This window comes from Halorubrum sp. Atlit-28R, from assembly GCF_003665955.1.
Taxonomy (GTDB): Archaea; Halobacteriota; Halobacteria; order Halobacteriales; family Haloferacaceae; genus Halorubrum; species Halorubrum tropicale.
Genome location: NZ_QPLS01000003.1, coordinates 191,648 through 206,254, shown reverse-complemented (window position 1 = coordinate 206,254; position 14,607 = coordinate 191,648). Strand labels below are relative to the sequence as shown.

The following is a 14,607-nucleotide window of genomic DNA, read 5'->3' as shown; positions in this document are numbered from 1 at the left end:
ACGGGCTGACTCCGTGACGACGGCGAAACCTCCAAATCCCCAGCCGCGAGGCCGCCGCACACTCGCTGTGCTCCTCGCTCGTTCGCTTCGCTCACTCACTGCGGTGCTTGCGTCGTCTGCGACGGCCTCGCGGCTGCCCCTTTGAGTCCCGCCCCGCACTGCGCCGCACGGCGCCTCACGCCTCCCCAGCCTCGTCGCTGGCGGCGACCGCCGCCAGCGACTCCCTCGCGCGTGCTCCTCGCGGCCGCCGGTGGCGGCCGCTCGCAGGCACGCGCCACCGCGAAGGTGATAGGTGTCCGTAGAAACGTCGCTCCGGCCCTCAGAGCGCCTGCGCGAGCAGCACCACGTAGATGGCGGCGTTGTACACGCCGTGCGCTAACCCCGGGACCACGACGTTGTCCGTCCACTCGTAGAGCGCGCCGAGGACGGACCCGAGCACGACGACGACGCCCACGTACGCCCACCGCTCGGCCGGGGTGCCGGAGACCGAGGGGAGGTGGATCAGGCCGAACGCGAGGCTCGCGATGAGCACCGCGGGGACGGCGTCGAACGCGCGCCGGACGCCCCCTTGGACGACGCCCCGGAACAGCAGCTCCTCGACCGGGCCGACCACCGCGAGCGACACCGCGATCATCGCGAGGTAGTAGGTGACCGGGTCGCCCGCGGGGACGACCGCCTGGTTCTGTCCGGTCGAGAGCCCGACCTGATCGAGCGCGAACAGCGCGCCGTACTGGAACGCGAAGAGGACGGCCCCGCCGCCGACGACGATCGCCGCCTGGCGCGCGTCGGGCCGGGACGCGCGGGCGAGCTCCCACTCGCCCGTGATCGCGAGGTACCCGGCGACCGCGACCGCGAACCCGCCGAACTGGAGCACCGTCCGGAGCAGTTGGTAGCCGGTCGACCCCTCCGCGACCAGCCCGATCGAGACCGCCAACTCCGCCGCCGGGACCGTGATCGCGCTCGCGACGAGGAGGGCGAACACGATCGCGAACAGCGCGCTCGCGACCCGGAGCACTCGCTCGGCGACCGCCGAGCCGGGTGCGTCGTCGCTCATTGGAGGGCGTACGGCGCCCCGAGGCTTAGACGCACCGGATGTCGTTCGGCGGTCGCCGCGCGTCTGACTCGGGAGCGGGCGCGGAAGTCACTCGATCCGCAGTTCGCGCTTCTCGTCGACCGCCTCGGCCTCCGCGAAGTCGCCGCCGCCGAGGAGCCCGCGGGCCGCCTTCTTGCCCCACTCGACCGCGGGCTGCGTGAACGTCGAGACGCTCGCGAGCTCGCCGTACAGCACGCAGGCCGCCTCCATCCCGAACAGCAGCTCGCCGAGCGCGCGCTCGTCGACGCGGTCGACCTCAACGCGCACGTTTGGGACGCCGGCGGCCGCGAGGCTCGCCTCGGTCGCCTCGAACTCCGCGTCGAGCAGGTCGCCGAGCGACGAGCCGCCGAGGTACGCGAGCCCGTCGAGGTCGGTCTCCGGGATCGGCGCGTCGGCGCGCTCGGTCGGGCGCACGAGCGTCACCAGCTTGTCCGGCGGGCCGGCGCGGTACAGCTGGAGCTGGGAGTGCTGGTCGGTCGCGCCGAGCGCGCGGGCGGGCGTCTGCCCGAGCCCGTCCTTCCCGAGGCTCTCGGCCCACAGCTGGGCGAACCACTCCGCGAACGTCTCCAGCGACTCGGCGTACGGCATCACGGCGTTGGTGAGCGCGCCCCGATCCGCGAGCGCGTACGTCGCCGCCCCGTAGGCGTAGGCGGGCGACTCGTACAGCGACCCCGCGAGCGCGTCCATCCCGTCGCGGCCGCCAGCGAGGACGGCCTCCACGTCGTGGCCCTGGAGCGCGGCGACCGCGAGCCCGACCGTCGACAGCGCCGAGAACCGCCCGGGGACCCCGTCGGGGACCGGCAGCGAAGGCAGGTCGTGGCGGTCGGCCAGCTCTCGGAGGTTCCCCGCCTCGCCCGTGGTGACGAAGGTGCGCTCGGTCCAGTCGACGCCCGCGTCCGCCATCGCCTCGCGGACGACGAGGAAGTTCGCGAGCGTCTCCGCCGTCGTCCCCGACTTCGAGACGACGTTGACGACGGTGTCGCCGAGGGGGAGGTCGGCGAGCAGGCGCCGGGCGTCGTCGGGGTCGACGTTGTCGAGGACGTAGGCGTCCACGTCGCTCGCGAGGGCGTTCGACAGCGTCGCCGCGCCGAGCGCGCTCCCGCCGATGCCGACCGTCAGCACCGCCTCGGGCCGGTCGAACCCGTCGACCGCGGCGTAGATCGCGTCCGGGTCCGCTGTCTCGGGGAGGGTCAGGGCGGCGTACCCGAACTCGTCGTCGGCCATCCCGGTCGCGATCCGCTCGTGCGCGGCCGCGACGCGGTCGTCGAGCCTGTCCAACGTCTCCGTCGTGAGCCCCGGGGTCGTCTCCAGGGCGTTACCGAGGTCCACTCGCATACGTGTCCCACCGCGCGAGAGGGACTTAATAACCGCCGGCGGACGGCGGTCGCCCGTCGCCCCGCCGCCGGTCGGCGCGACGCGCGAGCGACGGGGCTCGGTCGGCCCCCGGTCGATCGGCGCTCGATCAGTCGGCGGCCGCGATCGGTTCCTCCTCCTCGCCGAGCGCGGGCCGACCGACCCAGCGGTCGAACGCCAGCGGACCGGAGCCGAGCGTGAACACCGCCGAGGCCATGCCGAACAGCGCCACGTGCGCGAGGACCGGGTCGTCGGGCAGCCCGAACAGCGTCGTCGTGAACAGGGCGAACGAGAGGGCGGCCGCGCCGCGGGTGAAGAAACCCGCGATCAGCGCGAGGCCGACGGCGACCTCGGTCACGCCGGCGCCGACGACCCACAGCCCCGCGTCGACCGGCACGACCGACGTGAGGTCGTACTTCTCGACGACCTGAAGCGCGCTCCCCGGGTCGGCCAGCTTCTGGATCAGCCCGAGGTAGACGAACGAGACGCCCATCCCGACGCGCAGCACGGTCGGCACGTAGCGCCGCAGCGGTCCGGTCGCCTCGTCGAGGAACGACTTCAGGTGGTGAACGGGGTCGACCCGACCGTAGTACGACCCGGGCGTGCTCGCGACCTCCAGGAGCATGTCGTCGGCGCTCGGCCGCCCGCCGCCGAGGATCCCCAGCGCGACGAACACCGGGACGTACTCCACCGCGAGGACGACGAGCGGGTCGACCGCGACGAGCACCCACGCGTACGTCAGCAGGCCGACCGCGGCGGCGATCCGGGTCGCGAGCCCGAAGAGAAGGGCGAAGCCGAGCCCGATGAACAGGAGCCGGAGGAGCGGGCTCGCCGCGGGGTCGAACGACAGCGTCGGCGCGAACAGGTACCCCTGGAAGCCGGCGCCGACGAGGGGGAGCCCGACGGCGAGCCGCAGCATCCACGGGACGAGGTCGCCGTACCCGGCGAGCTTCTCCCGGAGGACGACGACGTCGACGATGGTCGGGCGCACCCGGAGGTACGCGGCCAGCCCGGCGACCGCGACGAGCCCGGACCCGGCGAAGAGGGCCGCGTTGAACGGGTCCGAGAGCACCTCGGCGACGAACGCCGCCGCGTCGAGCGGGTCGCCCGAGTCCTCGGTGACGTAGTCGACGTGGGCGGCGACCGGCCGCGCGACGAGCGTCGCGAGCAGTGCGACCGCGGCGGCGGCGACCGATCGGTGACGAACGGACATGCCCGTGTTACGGGCCGGACGCACCTAACGCTATTTCTTCACGAACGTTTGTCAAAGGGGCTGAGACGGTCGGTTCGTCCCCTCGGCGGCGGGCGTTACGGCGCCCGCGCGACGACGCCGAACGTCTCTGTCCGCGTCGCCGCCGAGGCGACCTCGAAGCCCGCGGCCTCCAGCGCGGCGACCGCGTCGGCGGCGGCGAACCGCTCGTCGACGGGCGGGCCCCGCTCGCCGTCGCCGTCGGCCGACCAGTCGAACGTCGCGACGACGCCGCCCGAGCGCACGACGCGCGCGAGCTCCGCGACCGCCGCGTCGCTCGCGAACTCGTGGTACGTCATCGTCGAGACGGCTCCGTCGAGTTCGCCGTCCGCGAACGGGAGGTCCTCCACGTCGCTCGCGACGAGTTCGACGTTCTCCGGCGTCCCCTTCTCGCGGTACCGGTCGTGCATCTCGCGCTGGACGTCGACGCCGTAGACGGTCTCGACGTGCGGCGCCACGTCGTCCGTGTAGAAGCCGGTGCCGCTGCCGAGGTCGGCGACGACCGCGGCGCCGGCCTCGACCAGCGGCCCGACCAGCTCCTCCGCGGACACCCAGCGGTACCGCCCGGGGCGCTCCAGCCGGTCCGCCTGCTCGGCGTCGAACGTGTGGAATCCCATGCGCGGTCTTGTCCGCGGAGTACTAAAACGCGTCCGGTCGCGCGGTGCGGGACCGCCGGCTTCCGCCGCGACTCACCACTCCGATTCCAGCGCGTCAAGGAGCCGGTCGACCTCCGTCTCCGTCGAGACCGCGTGGACCGACACCCGGACCCCGTTCGGGTGCGGGAGCGAGCGGACGACGACGTCCTCCTCGCCGAGCCGCTCGACGGTCGCATCGGGGTCGTCGACGTCGATCGTGACGAGCCCCGACTCGTAGGCTCGCGGGCTGAGGAGCCGGTCGTCGGGCACGCCCGCCTTCAGTCGGTCGGTGAGCGACTCGATCCGCGACTCGATCGCGTCGAGCCCGACCGCGTCGATCGCGTCGAGCGCCTCGACGAGGCCGACGTGGGCCGCCGCCGTGGTCGTCCCGATCTCGAACCGCCCCGCCGCCGGCTTGAACTCGATCTCGTCGCCGGTCGGGTCCGCGACGCTCCGGTAGCCGACGGCGCGGGGCGCGAGGTCGGCCGCCGCGTCGCGGTCGACGTAGAGGAACCCGGCGCCCCACGGGCCGAGCGTCCACTTGTGGCCGGCGGCCGCGACCGCGTCGGCGCCCCACTCGTGTACGTCCATGCGCATCTGCCCGGGCGACTGGACCGCGTCGACGAGGGTGAACGCGCCGGCGTCGTTCGCGACCTCGACGAGGTCGGCGACCGGGAGTCGGGTGCCGTGCGTCCACGTGATCGCGCTGAAGCAGACGAGGCGGGCGTCCGCGACGGCCGCGGCGTACTCGTCGCGGTCGAGGCGACCGTCCTCCGTCTCCAGGACGCGCACCTCGACGCCCTCGCGTTCGAGACGCCGCCATGGGAGGACGCCGGCGGGGTGTTCGAGGTCGGTCCGGACGACCACGTCGCCCGGCTCCCAGTCGACCGCGCCGGCGACGCGGTTGATCCCGTCGGTCGTGCTTTCGGTGAGCGCTATCTCTTCGGGGTCGGCGCCGACGAACGCGGCGATCCGTTCGCGCACCCGGTCGTACGTTTCGAACGCGCGCTCGTAGGGGTCGGTCGTCGCGGAGCCGTACTCGTGGTCCTCGACGAACGAGGCCGCCGCCTCGACGACGTACTCCGGGCTCGGGCCGTGCGCGCCGAAGTTGAAGTACGCCGCGTCGCCGAGGGCCGGGACGTCCGCGCGGAGCTCTCTGGGGGTCATACCGTCGTCGTCGAGTCGAATCGTTCTCATGGTGTCGGTTTCGGCGACTCGGGCCGCGGCGGATCGGCCGCCGACCGCGCCCCGGCTGCTTCGGCGTGCTGCGCGTCCGGGACGGCTCAGGCGGCGTGCTTCTCGATCGCGTCGGTCAGGGCCTGCTCGGACTGCGCGCCGACCATCCGGTCGACGAGTTCGCCGTCCGCGAACACGAGCAGGGTCGGGATGCCCTGGACCCCGTACTTGCCGGCCAGCGCCTGGTGGACGTCGACGTCGACCTTCAGCACCGCCGCGTCGGTGTCCGCCGCGACCGCCTCGACGGCCGGTTCCATCATCTGACACGGGCCGCACCAGTCGGCGTAGAAGTCCACGAGGACGACATCGTTATCGGCGACGTGCGCCTCGAACGCGTCCGCGTCGGTCAGCTGGATCGGTTCCGCAGGGGCCGCTTCTGTCGAACTCATACCCACGCCTACGCGCCTCGACGTGATAATGGTTTTGGATAGAACTCACAATACTACGAGACACGACCCGCGTCGTCACTCCGGCCGGGTCGCGGTACGAGCCGGCCCGGCCGCTATCGGAGCCGGAAACGACGCTGACCGGGCGACCGCCCGAACGCGGCGCGTCGGAGTGCTGAGAGAGACTGAGAAATGCCGGTCGGCGGCGACGCGGCGCGCGCTTCGATTACTGGATGTGGCCTTCGCGGCGCAGCTGGTCGGCGTCCTCGTCCTCGTACCGCCACTCGACGTTCGCCTTCTCGTCCTGCCAGTCCCACGGCTCGGCGAGGACCACGTCGCCCTCGCTGATCCACGTGCGGTACTTCATGCGGCCGGGGATCCGACCGAGGCGCTCCACGCCGTCGGCGCAGCGCAGCTGAACGTGGTTGCCGCCGAGGTGTTCCGTCACCACGGCGAACACTTCGTCGTCGTTGGGCATGCGGAGGTTCTTCCGCCCGGATTCTTCGCTCATACCACCCGTAGTGCGCTCGCCCGTATAAGTGATGGGAGACGCGTGTGTACCCCCGTCATGCGGTCTGTTCACACGATTGCCGCGTCGCGGGCGGGGCCCTCACTCCGCGTCGGTGACCGCGGCCGAGCGGTCGTCGCCGGCGGCGGAGGCCTCCTCGCTCGGCGCGTCCTCGCCGGGCGCGCGGCCGCCGAACGCGGCGTCGACCTGCGCGAACGTCTCCGCCTGCGTCCCGGAGTTGTCGACGACCACGTGGTCGGTCGCGATCTCGTCGAACAGCTCCTTGAACCGGAGGTGGATGTCGAAGTCCGCGTCGCTGATCCCGTCGCGCCGCTCGATCCGTCGCTCGACGACGGCCTCGTCGCAGGCGACCTCGACCAGGTCGAACTCGGCGGCGGCCGCGGCGGCGGTCTCGCGGGCGTCCGCGCGGAACCGCGCGTCAGCGAACGTCGCGTCGAGGACGACGGCGTCGCCGGCGTCGACGTCGTCGCGGGCGCGCGAGAGGAGTTCGGCGTAGACGGCCGCGGTCTCCGCGTCGGTGTACTCGGGGTCGTCGAACAGCTCCTTGCGGATCACGTCGGTGCGGCGGATCCGGCCGTCGACGCGGTCGGCGACCCGCTCGGCGACGGTCGTCTTGCCGACGCCGGGGAGCCCGCAGACGACGACCAGCCGCCCGGACGGCGACCCGTCGTCGGTAACCGAAGCGGCCGCGGTCGACGCCTCCGAAGCGAGAGAATCGGACGCGTCACGCTTCGAAGTCGGCGATTCGCCCCGGTCCGGTCGTCGGCCGCCTCCGTCGCTCATCTACCCGTACCCTCCGGGGTGACGCTAAAGAAACTTCGCATCGCCCGCCCCCGCGAGCCCCGCCGCGCTCCGCTTCCGGTCCGTGCGGCGCGGCGCGCGCCGACCGCCCGAGCGGTCAGGCGTCCTCGTCGGACGGCGGCCGCTCCGAGAGCCGGTCGAACCGGTCCTGCGCCGCCTCCGAGCGCGCCTCCGTCCGCTCGGGATCGTAGGCGGCGGACTCGATGCGCTCGCCGTCGAGAGTCACCGAGAGGACGGCGTCGGCGCGTCGCCCGTCCGGCGGGAGCCGCGCGGCGTCCACCACCGCGTCTCCCACCTCCTCCCCGTCCCGCTCGAAGAACACGGTCGCGAGCCCGTCCTCGACGGCGTCGACGACCGCGGTGTACTCGCCGTCCGGGAGGTCGACGTCGCTCACTCGTAGCTCACCTCCAGCACGCGGTCCCCCTCGGCGTTCGAGAGTATCACGGTGTCGCCGGCGTTGTTCCAGACCGGCGACCCCGCCCCCCAGTACAGGTCCCTCTCTGTGTCCGCGCCGCTCCCGGTCCGCAGCGTGACCGTCTCCCCGGCGTCGAGCGCGAACCCCTCCGGGAACTCGTAGCTGTGGCCCGCCTCGTCCGCGACGGTCCACCCGGACATGTCGATCGGCTCCCCGCCCGTGTTCTCGAAGACCACGTACTCGTCGTTGAGGTTCTCCCCGTCGGCGCCCTCGGCGTCCGCGTTGATCGCGGCGACCGCCAGCGCGTCCGCGCCGGTCGCCGTCCCGTCGTCCCCGTCGTCGCCCCCGGTCTCGCTGTCGGTCCCGCCCGCGACCGGGTCGCCCCCGAGGCGAGCGCGCTCGACGACCTCGCCCCCCGCGCCGGGCTCGATCGGTTCGGCGTCGCGGAGCGCGAGCGGGTCGGTGGGGGCGTCGCGCTGCGTCCGCACGGAGACGCCGCTCCCGTCGCTCACGAGGACGACCTTCCCGTGCGTCGCGGTCCAGTACGTCGGGATCGACCGCTCCGCGAACCGCCGGAGCACCTCCTCGGTCGGGTGCCCGTACTGCGAGTCGTACGCGCTCGACACCACGACCGCCCGCGGCGCCACCGCGTCGACGAACGGGCCGCTCGACGAGCTCGACGAGCCGTGGTGGCCGGCCTTCAGCACGGTCGACCGCAGCTCCGCGCCGTACGTGTCGATCAGGTACGCTTCCTGGTCGTCTTCGGCGTCGCCGGAGAGCAGGAAGCTCGTCTCGCCGTGCGTGAGCTTCAGCACGATGCTGTTCTCGTTGCGCGCTTCGCCTTCGAGGTACGGCTCGGGCGGCCCGAGCACGTCGACGTCGACCGCGCCGAACGAGATCGCGTCGCCCTCGCGCGTCTCGTACAGCGTCACGTCGTGTTCCTCGACGGCGTCGAGGTACTCGGCGTACGTCTGCGTGCTCGCGGCGATCCCGGGGTCGTAGACGGCTCCGATCCCCTCGGCTTCCGTCTCGTAGTACTCGATGATCGCCGCGTTGCCGCCGATGTGGTCCGCGTCGTTGTGCGAGGTGACGAGGTGGTCGATCCGCGTGACGTCGTGTCGCCGGAGGTACTCCAGCACATACTCCCCGTCGTCGTTGTAATGTCCCGTGTCGACGAGCATCGTCTCGCCCCGCGGCCCGCGGATCAGCGTACTGACCGACTGTCCGACGTTGATGTAGTGGACCTCGACGGTCCCGTTCGCCGTCTCGGCCGCGGTCTCGTCGCCCGTGTCCGGCCCCATCGGCGACTGATCGCCGGGCGCCGCGCCGGCACAGCCCGCGAGGACGACGATCCCCACGATCAGGAGGACTTCGAGCGCACCCCCTGTTCGTTTCATATCTCCTTACTGCGCTACACAGGCAAAGAGGTACGTGTCCGGTACCGCTCCTGACCGGCCGGTCGACGGAGTCGGCGGTGCCGCCTTTCCGACAGTCTACTCGATCGACGGTTCGTGGATTTCATCGGTCGGTGGTCGATCACCGGTCGGTCGGCGGTCACCCCAGCGGTGCCCGTCGCCATCTGAGAACACAGTAATCCGAGTTCCTTCGACGGCACACACGTCTCTCGCCGTCGTGCGGTTTTCGTTTATAAGGGAGTGGGTTGGGGCAGATTTGAACTGCCGGCCTCCTCCATGTCAAGGAGGTGTCATAACCGGACTAGACTACCAACCCGCAGGGGCTTGCTGACACATCTCTTCGTTTCCGAGGGACGTAATTGAACCTTTCGTTTCCGCCCGCCCGCCGACGCGGATCCGAGCGCCGATCGGGAGACGGCGCGGCGACGATTCCAGGTTCGGCCGGGCTCATCCGGCGTCGTCTCGGGCCGTCCGGGGTCGAGCCCCACCGACCTCGCGCGGCGAGCTCTCGGCCGTCGGCGCGGTTCCGACCGGTTTTACCCGTTCGGCGAGAGTCCGTGGGTATGGTCGACCTTGACGCCCGCACGGAGAGGCTCGACGCGTACCTCGCCGAGCGCGGGCTCGAAGCGGTCTGGTTCGCGCGCCCGAACGGGTTCGCGTGGCTCACCGGCGGCGACAACGTCGTCGACGACGACGCGACGACTGGCGTCGCGGCCGCCGGTTACGACGGCGAGCTCCGCGTAATCTCCGACAACATCGAGGCGGAGCGGCTCGCCGCGGAGGAGCTTCCGGACGCGTTCGCGGTCGAGTCGTTCCCGTGGCACGCCGACTCCCTCCCGGAGGCGGTCGCCGAGCGCTCCCCCGCGCCCGCGGCCGCCGACTTCGACGTGCCGGGCTTCGAGGCCGTCGACGGGAGCCGGCTCAGACAGCCCCTCACCGACGACGACGTCGAGCGGTACCGCGAGCTCGGCCGCGAGGTCGCGGCCGCCGTCGAGACGGTCTGCCGGAACCTCGAACCCGAGGACCCCGAGTACGAGGTCGCGGCCGGCATCGACATCTCGCTCGCCTCCCGCGACGTGGACACGCCGGTCGTCCTCGTCGGCGGCGCGGAGCGGGCGCAGTCGTTCCGCCACTACACGCCGACGGACGCGGCGCTCGGCGACTACGCGCTCGTGTCCGTCACCGCCGAACGCGCCGGCCTGTACGCCTCGATGACGCGAACCGTCGCCTTCGACGCCCCGGACCGGTTCGAGGAGCGCCACCGCGCCGCGGCGCGCGTCGCGGCGACCGCGGTCCGCGCTACCGAGGCCGCGGCGGCCGGTGCCCTCTCCGGAGGCGACGAGGCTCCCGACACCGCCGGCGACGTCTTCGGCGTCATCCGGGACGCGTACGACGCGGTCGGCTTCGGCGACGAGTGGGAGAACCACCACCAGGGCGGCGCGGCCGGCTTCGCGGGCCGGGAGTGGTTCGCGACGCCCGGCGGCGACGAGCCGGTCCGGTGGCCGATGGGCTACGCGTGGAACCCGACGGTTCAGGGGACGAAAAGCGAGGACACGCACCTCGTCGCGCCGGAGCTGACCGAGCGGCTCACGAAGACCGGTCGGTGGCCGACCCACGAGGTCGAGCCGGTCGACGTCGGAGGACTCGACGGCGAGCCCGTCGAACTGGCGGCGCCGGTCATCCGATAACGGCGCCTCCAGCGAGGCGCTGGCTCTGGGTATCCCGCTCCGGACCGGGGTGCGCGCCGCGGGTCAGTAGACGTACTCGCTCTCGTCGATGCCGACGTAGTCGCCCTTCACCCGGCGCTTGTTCCACTTGTAGCCGAGCATCAGCTTCAGCGACTCCCAGCCGGACCGGTACGGCTGCGAGAGGAGGTTCCCGCCGGCCTCGGCGGCGAGCATCGCGTCGGCCGCCCCGATGACGCGGTTCCAGTCGTCCGGGCCGTAGTCGGCGACCATGTCGGCCATCGTCACGTTGCGGACGACCTCGTCGCCGATCGCCTCCTTCCAGCGGCGGTTGTAGGCGGCCAGGTCGCCCTCGGCGGCGAGTTCGCCCGCGATGGCGCCGGTGCGGACCGCCACGTGGTCGCCGCCCTCGTGGAACGCCGAGGTCGTCCCCATCGCGCCGCCCGCGACCGCGATGCCGGCGTCTACGGGCGAGTCGATCGGTCGCGTCGACGAGATCGGGTACGTCTCCGTCCCGTTCCGCTTTCCCGCCTCCTCGACCAGCGGGAAGTCCTCCTCGACGTCGTACTCGTCGCCGTACTGCCACTCCAGGAGGCGGCGGACGTACTCGCCGCCCTGCGGGATCGACTCGTCGTCCTCGCGGAGGAGGGCGTACTCCGAGGCGTCCACCTCGTCGATGTCGAGGCCGATCGGCATCGTCAGGCCGACGCGGCAGACCCGGTCCGCGTTCGGGAAGATCCACGGGTACGCGGTCTCTCCGGGCATCACGCCCCACCAGAAGACGATGGCGTCGTTCACCTCCTCGAACACCTCCTCGGGGACGCGCCGGTACTCCTGGTAGGCGATGTGGTTCGCCGTGCGGGAGGCCAACCGCTCGGAGGCCTGCGCGTCCGCCGGCAGGTACTCGTCGAGGACGCGGTTCGTCACCGTCCGCTGCGGGCCGTCGGCGAGGACGACGAAGTCGGCGCCGACGCTCCCCCCGTCCGCGAGGTCGAGCACGTGGCGCGGGCCGTCGTCGACGGGCGCAACCGAGAGGTCGGTGTCGACCCCGCGGACCGAGGTGCCGACGCGGTACTCGGCGCCCGCGTCCTCGGCGCGGTCGCGGAGCCAGTCGTCGAAGCGGGCGCGCTGGAAGGTGTAGCCGAACATGTCGTACGAGGACTCGATACCGGTCGAGGTCAGCGTCGCCGCCTCGTCGGGCCCGCGGAACTCCGCGCGGCTCAGCTCGCGCTGAACGACCCCGTCGTCGAACTCGTCGGGGTGGATCCCCATGATGTCCACCCAGTAGTCCAGGATGCCGGCCGCGTCGGTCGAGTCCGGACCGAGACGGTCGCGGTCGGCCCGTGGGACCCCCTTCTCTACGACCAGGGCGTCCGCGCCGCCGGTCGCGGCCGCGTGCGCCGCGGACGACCCGGCCGGCCCACCGCCCACGATCGCGACGTCTACGCGTTCCATACACCGAGAGGTTCCCGTCCGGCTATTAAATTCACGGTCCCCGGCGCGGCGCGAACCGGCTCGCCGTTCCTGCGCGGCCGCGCGGCGCCGTCCCCCCTCCGCCGACGCCGGTGACCGATTGATCATGTTCGATTATCGGTAGTAAGAGCGCCGGAGAGACACGTTTTTACGGGGGACGGGGATTCATCCGGCACACAAATGGCACGCGAGACGTGGGCGACGCGAGCGGGCTTCATCCTCGCCGCGGTCGGCAGCGCGGTCGGGTTGGGGAACGTCTGGCGGTTCCCGTTCATCACCGGCCAGTACGGCGGATCGTCGTTTCTGATCACCTACTTGGCGTTCGTCGCGCTGATCGGGTTCCCGGCGATCCTCGTGGAGTTCGTCATCGGGCGCCGGACCGACCGGAACCCGGTCGGCGCGCTGCGGGAACTCGGCAGCGGCGTCTGGGGGTCCGCCGGGTGGCTGTTCGTCGTCACCGGGTTCATCATCCTCTCGTACTACAGCGTCGTCGCCGGCTGGTTCCTGCGCTACACGCTCATCGGGATCACCGAGGGGTACACGCTGACCGACCCGGCCGAGGCCGAGGCGCTGTACCAGACGGTCTCGACGGGGCTCGACACGCTCGTCTTCCACGCCCTGTTCATGCTGCTCGTCGTCGGCATCATCGCCGCCGGCGTCAGGCGCGGGATCGAACTGAGCGTGAAGGTGATGATCCCCGCCATCCTCGTGCTCCTCGTCGGCCTGGCCGGATACGGGTTCACGCTCGACGGCGCGAGCGCGGCGTACGCCTACTACCTCTCGCCGGACTTCGGCACGATCGCCGCGAACTGGACGGAGATACTCCCCGCCGCGGCCGGACAGGCGTTCTTCACGCTCTCGCTCGGGATGGGCGTGATGATCACCTACGCCTCCTACCTCGGCGAGGACCGGAACCTCGCTGCCGACGCCGGGATCATCGCGACGATCGACACGCTCGTCGCCGTCCTCGTCGGCTTCGTCGTCTTCCCCGTCCTCTTCACGGTCGGGATCGAACCGGGCTCCGGCGGACCCGGCGCGATCTTCGTCAGTCTCACGGCCGCGTTCGCCGGGATCCCCGGCGGCCGGATCCTCGGGATCGTCTTCTTCGGCATGGTCGGGATCGCCGCGCTCTCGTCGGCGATCAGCATCCTCGAAGTGCTCGTCTCCTACCTCATCGACGAGGTCGGCGTCGCCCGCGTCCCGGCGTCGGCCGCGCTGGGCGCCGCGGTGTTCCTGCTCGGCGTTCCGGTGACGGTCGACTCGATCTTCCTCGGCCTGTACGACGGGCTCGCGTACGGCATCCTGCTCGTCCTCGGATCGCTGCTGCTCGCGCTGTTCGTCGGCTGGGTCGTGCCCGGCGTCGGCCGCGAGGAGCTCCGGAAGGGGATGGGCGACGCCGCCGGCTTCGACGGCGCGTGGATCTGGGTCGTTCGACTCCCCCTCGTCTTCGTCATCTTCGTCTCGTTAGTCCTCGGCGTCACCGACTACGTCGGCTTCCTCACCGGCGGCTTCGCCGACTGGCTGGCCGCGCGGTAACCGCGGGTCGCGGGGGTGTCGCCTTCCCGTCTTAGACGTGTTCCTCGCGCGGCTGGACCACGACGAAGCCGTCGGCGCCGTCGAAGCGCATCTGGTAGCGTTCGCCCGACTCCTGGCCGATCATGTCCGAGAGGCTTCGGTTGACCTCCACGTCCGGCGACGTGCCGCCCCACGCGACGGTCGCGCTCGGGTCGGTCGCCACCGGCGGTTCCAAGACGATCGGATCGCCGTGCGTCGTGATCGCGACGTAGCCCGGGCCTTCGAGGTAGACGTTGCTGAAGCCGCCGGCGAGCGCGCCGGCGAGGCTGTCGATGGTGTTGATCTCGTAGGAGAGCGACTCCTCGAACGCGAGCACGTCCTCGCCGTTGACCGTGATCGACTCGCCGGCGCCGAGTTCGATCACCTGGACCTTCTTGCCGTCGTCCGCGAAGTAGACGTGGCCCTGCCCCTCGACGGCCATGATCGGCGTCCCCTCGCCGGTCGCTGCCTGCTTGAGGAAGCCGGAGATACCGCCCTCCGCGGAGGCCTTCCCGGTGAACGACACGTCGCCGGTGAACGCCACCATCGAGCCGGCCTTCGCCATGACGGTGCCGTCGACGTCGACGTCTAAGGTGTAGCTGTTCTCGCGCTGGAAGGGTTCCGCGCTGTCCGTCGGTGCGTTCGCGGCGGTGAATTCGTCTAGGTTCATGGTACGGGGACCGAACCGCAGCGGTTCGGCTGTACGGGAATTCCGCGCTATCGGTTAAGAAGGTATGGGGCGGCGTGCGAGCGCCTCGCACGTGGCGCCCGCGACGCGCCCGG

Annotated in this window: 14 protein-coding genes and 1 tRNA gene; 2 read left to right on the top strand and 13 right to left on the bottom strand. The window is 71.7% G+C overall.

What is annotated here, in order from left to right:
- Positions 1–319 precede the first annotated feature (319 nt).
- The 11 genes from DVK06_RS06690 to DVK06_RS06640 all read right to left on the bottom strand — a co-directional run bounded on the left by DVK06_RS06690 (position 320) and on the right by DVK06_RS06640 (position 9,428).
- A complete protein-coding gene (locus tag DVK06_RS06690; protein ID WP_121599745.1) occupies positions 320–1,054 on the bottom strand; it encodes a CPBP family intramembrane glutamic endopeptidase in 735 nt (244 codons plus the stop codon).
- Between the two features lie 87 nt (positions 1,055–1,141).
- Entirely contained in the window at positions 1,142–2,428 is a 1,287-nt protein-coding gene (locus DVK06_RS06685; RefSeq protein ID WP_121599744.1) for a glucose-6-phosphate isomerase, read from the bottom strand.
- Between the two features lie 127 nt (positions 2,429–2,555).
- Positions 2,556–3,659: a DoxX family protein gene (locus DVK06_RS06680; protein ID WP_053771018.1), complete on the bottom strand. Its 1,104-nt coding sequence runs from the start codon at positions 3,657–3,659 to the stop codon at positions 2,556–2,558.
- Positions 3,660–3,754: 95 nt separating this feature from the next.
- The gene (locus tag DVK06_RS06675) at positions 3,755–4,312 is read right to left on the bottom strand and encodes a class I SAM-dependent methyltransferase (RefSeq protein WP_121599743.1); all 558 of its coding nucleotides are present in this window, start codon (positions 4,310–4,312) and stop codon (positions 3,755–3,757) included.
- Positions 4,313–4,384: 72 nt separating this feature from the next.
- A complete protein-coding gene (locus tag DVK06_RS06670) occupies positions 4,385–5,527 on the bottom strand; it encodes an aminotransferase class V-fold PLP-dependent enzyme (protein WP_121599742.1) in 1,143 nt (380 codons plus the stop codon).
- A gap of 86 nt (positions 5,528–5,613) precedes the next feature.
- Positions 5,614–5,955 carry a thioredoxin gene (gene trxA / locus DVK06_RS06665; protein WP_121599741.1) on the bottom strand — a complete coding sequence of 114 codons (342 nt, stop codon included), beginning with the start codon at positions 5,953–5,955 and terminating at the stop codon, positions 5,614–5,616.
- Between the two features lie 223 nt (positions 5,956–6,178).
- Positions 6,179–6,463 (bottom strand): translation initiation factor eIF-1A, encoded by a 285-nt coding sequence (locus DVK06_RS06660; RefSeq protein WP_006628131.1) that lies wholly within the window; start codon positions 6,461–6,463, stop codon positions 6,179–6,181.
- Between the two features lie 99 nt (positions 6,464–6,562).
- Positions 6,563–7,264 carry an AAA family ATPase gene (locus tag DVK06_RS06655; RefSeq protein ID WP_121599740.1) on the bottom strand — a complete coding sequence of 234 codons (702 nt, stop codon included), beginning with the start codon at positions 7,262–7,264 and terminating at the stop codon, positions 6,563–6,565.
- Positions 7,265–7,379: 115 nt separating this feature from the next.
- Entirely contained in the window at positions 7,380–7,676 is a 297-nt protein-coding gene (locus tag DVK06_RS06650) for a DUF3006 family protein (protein WP_121599739.1), read from the bottom strand.
- A complete protein-coding gene (locus DVK06_RS06645) occupies positions 7,673–9,094 on the bottom strand; it encodes a lamin tail domain-containing protein (protein ID WP_199718595.1) in 1,422 nt (473 codons plus the stop codon). The genes DVK06_RS06650 and DVK06_RS06645 overlap by 4 nt, the downstream gene beginning before the upstream one ends.
- 259 nt (positions 9,095–9,353) lie before the next feature.
- Positions 9,354–9,428: transfer RNA gene (locus tag DVK06_RS06640), tRNA-Val, on the bottom strand.
- 247 nt (positions 9,429–9,675) lie between these two features.
- Here DVK06_RS06640 and DVK06_RS06635 point away from each other — a divergent pair.
- Entirely contained in the window at positions 9,676–10,800 is a 1,125-nt protein-coding gene (locus DVK06_RS06635) for a Xaa-Pro peptidase family protein (RefSeq protein WP_121599738.1), read from the top strand.
- A gap of 63 nt (positions 10,801–10,863) precedes the next feature.
- Here the strand turns inward: DVK06_RS06635 and DVK06_RS06630 are convergent, their stop codons facing one another.
- The gene (locus DVK06_RS06630) at positions 10,864–12,252 is read right to left on the bottom strand and encodes an NAD(P)/FAD-dependent oxidoreductase (RefSeq protein ID WP_121599737.1); all 1,389 of its coding nucleotides are present in this window, start codon (positions 12,250–12,252) and stop codon (positions 10,864–10,866) included.
- A gap of 198 nt (positions 12,253–12,450) precedes the next feature.
- Here DVK06_RS06630 and DVK06_RS06625 point away from each other — a divergent pair, with 198 nt between their 5' ends.
- Complete coding sequence (locus DVK06_RS06625; protein ID WP_121599736.1) at positions 12,451–13,806, top strand: sodium-dependent transporter; 1,356 nt, start codon at positions 12,451–12,453, stop codon at positions 13,804–13,806.
- A 31-nt stretch (positions 13,807–13,837) separates the two neighbouring features.
- On the opposite strand, the gene DVK06_RS06620 is transcribed toward DVK06_RS06625, so the two are convergent.
- A complete protein-coding gene (locus tag DVK06_RS06620; RefSeq protein ID WP_121599735.1) occupies positions 13,838–14,494 on the bottom strand; it encodes an AIM24 family protein in 657 nt (218 codons plus the stop codon).
- Positions 14,495–14,607: the final 113 nt, after the last annotated feature.

Coding starts and splice junctions, on each gene's coding strand:
- DVK06_RS06660 (WP_006628131.1), bottom strand. CDS start 6,463: ATGAGCGAAGAATCCGGGCGGAAGAACCTCCGCATGCCCAACGACGAC.
- DVK06_RS06670 (WP_121599742.1), bottom strand. CDS start 5,527: ATGAGAACGATTCGACTCGACGACGACGGTATGACCCCCAGAGAGCTC.
- DVK06_RS06685 (WP_121599744.1), bottom strand. CDS start 2,428: ATGCGAGTGGACCTCGGTAACGCCCTGGAGACGACCCCGGGGCTCACG.
- DVK06_RS06690 (WP_121599745.1), bottom strand. CDS start 1,054: ATGAGCGACGACGCACCCGGCTCGGCGGTCGCCGAGCGAGTGCTCCGG.
- trxA (WP_121599741.1), bottom strand. CDS start 5,955: ATGAGTTCGACAGAAGCGGCCCCTGCGGAACCGATCCAGCTGACCGAC.
- DVK06_RS06630 (WP_121599737.1), bottom strand. CDS start 12,252: ATGGAACGCGTAGACGTCGCGATCGTGGGCGGTGGGCCGGCCGGGTCG.
- DVK06_RS06680 (WP_053771018.1), bottom strand. CDS start 3,659: ATGTCCGTTCGTCACCGATCGGTCGCCGCCGCCGCGGTCGCACTGCTC.
- DVK06_RS06620 (WP_121599735.1), bottom strand. CDS start 14,494: ATGAACCTAGACGAATTCACCGCCGCGAACGCACCGACGGACAGCGCG.
- DVK06_RS06625 (WP_121599736.1), top strand. CDS start 12,451: ATGGCACGCGAGACGTGGGCGACGCGAGCGGGCTTCATCCTCGCCGCG.
- DVK06_RS06645 (WP_199718595.1), bottom strand. CDS start 9,094: ATGAAACGAACAGGGGGTGCGCTCGAAGTCCTCCTGATCGTGGGGATC.
- DVK06_RS06675 (WP_121599743.1), bottom strand. CDS start 4,312: ATGGGATTCCACACGTTCGACGCCGAGCAGGCGGACCGGCTGGAGCGC.
- DVK06_RS06655 (WP_121599740.1), bottom strand. CDS start 7,264: ATGAGCGACGGAGGCGGCCGACGACCGGACCGGGGCGAATCGCCGACT.
- DVK06_RS06635 (WP_121599738.1), top strand. CDS start 9,676: ATGGTCGACCTTGACGCCCGCACGGAGAGGCTCGACGCGTACCTCGCC.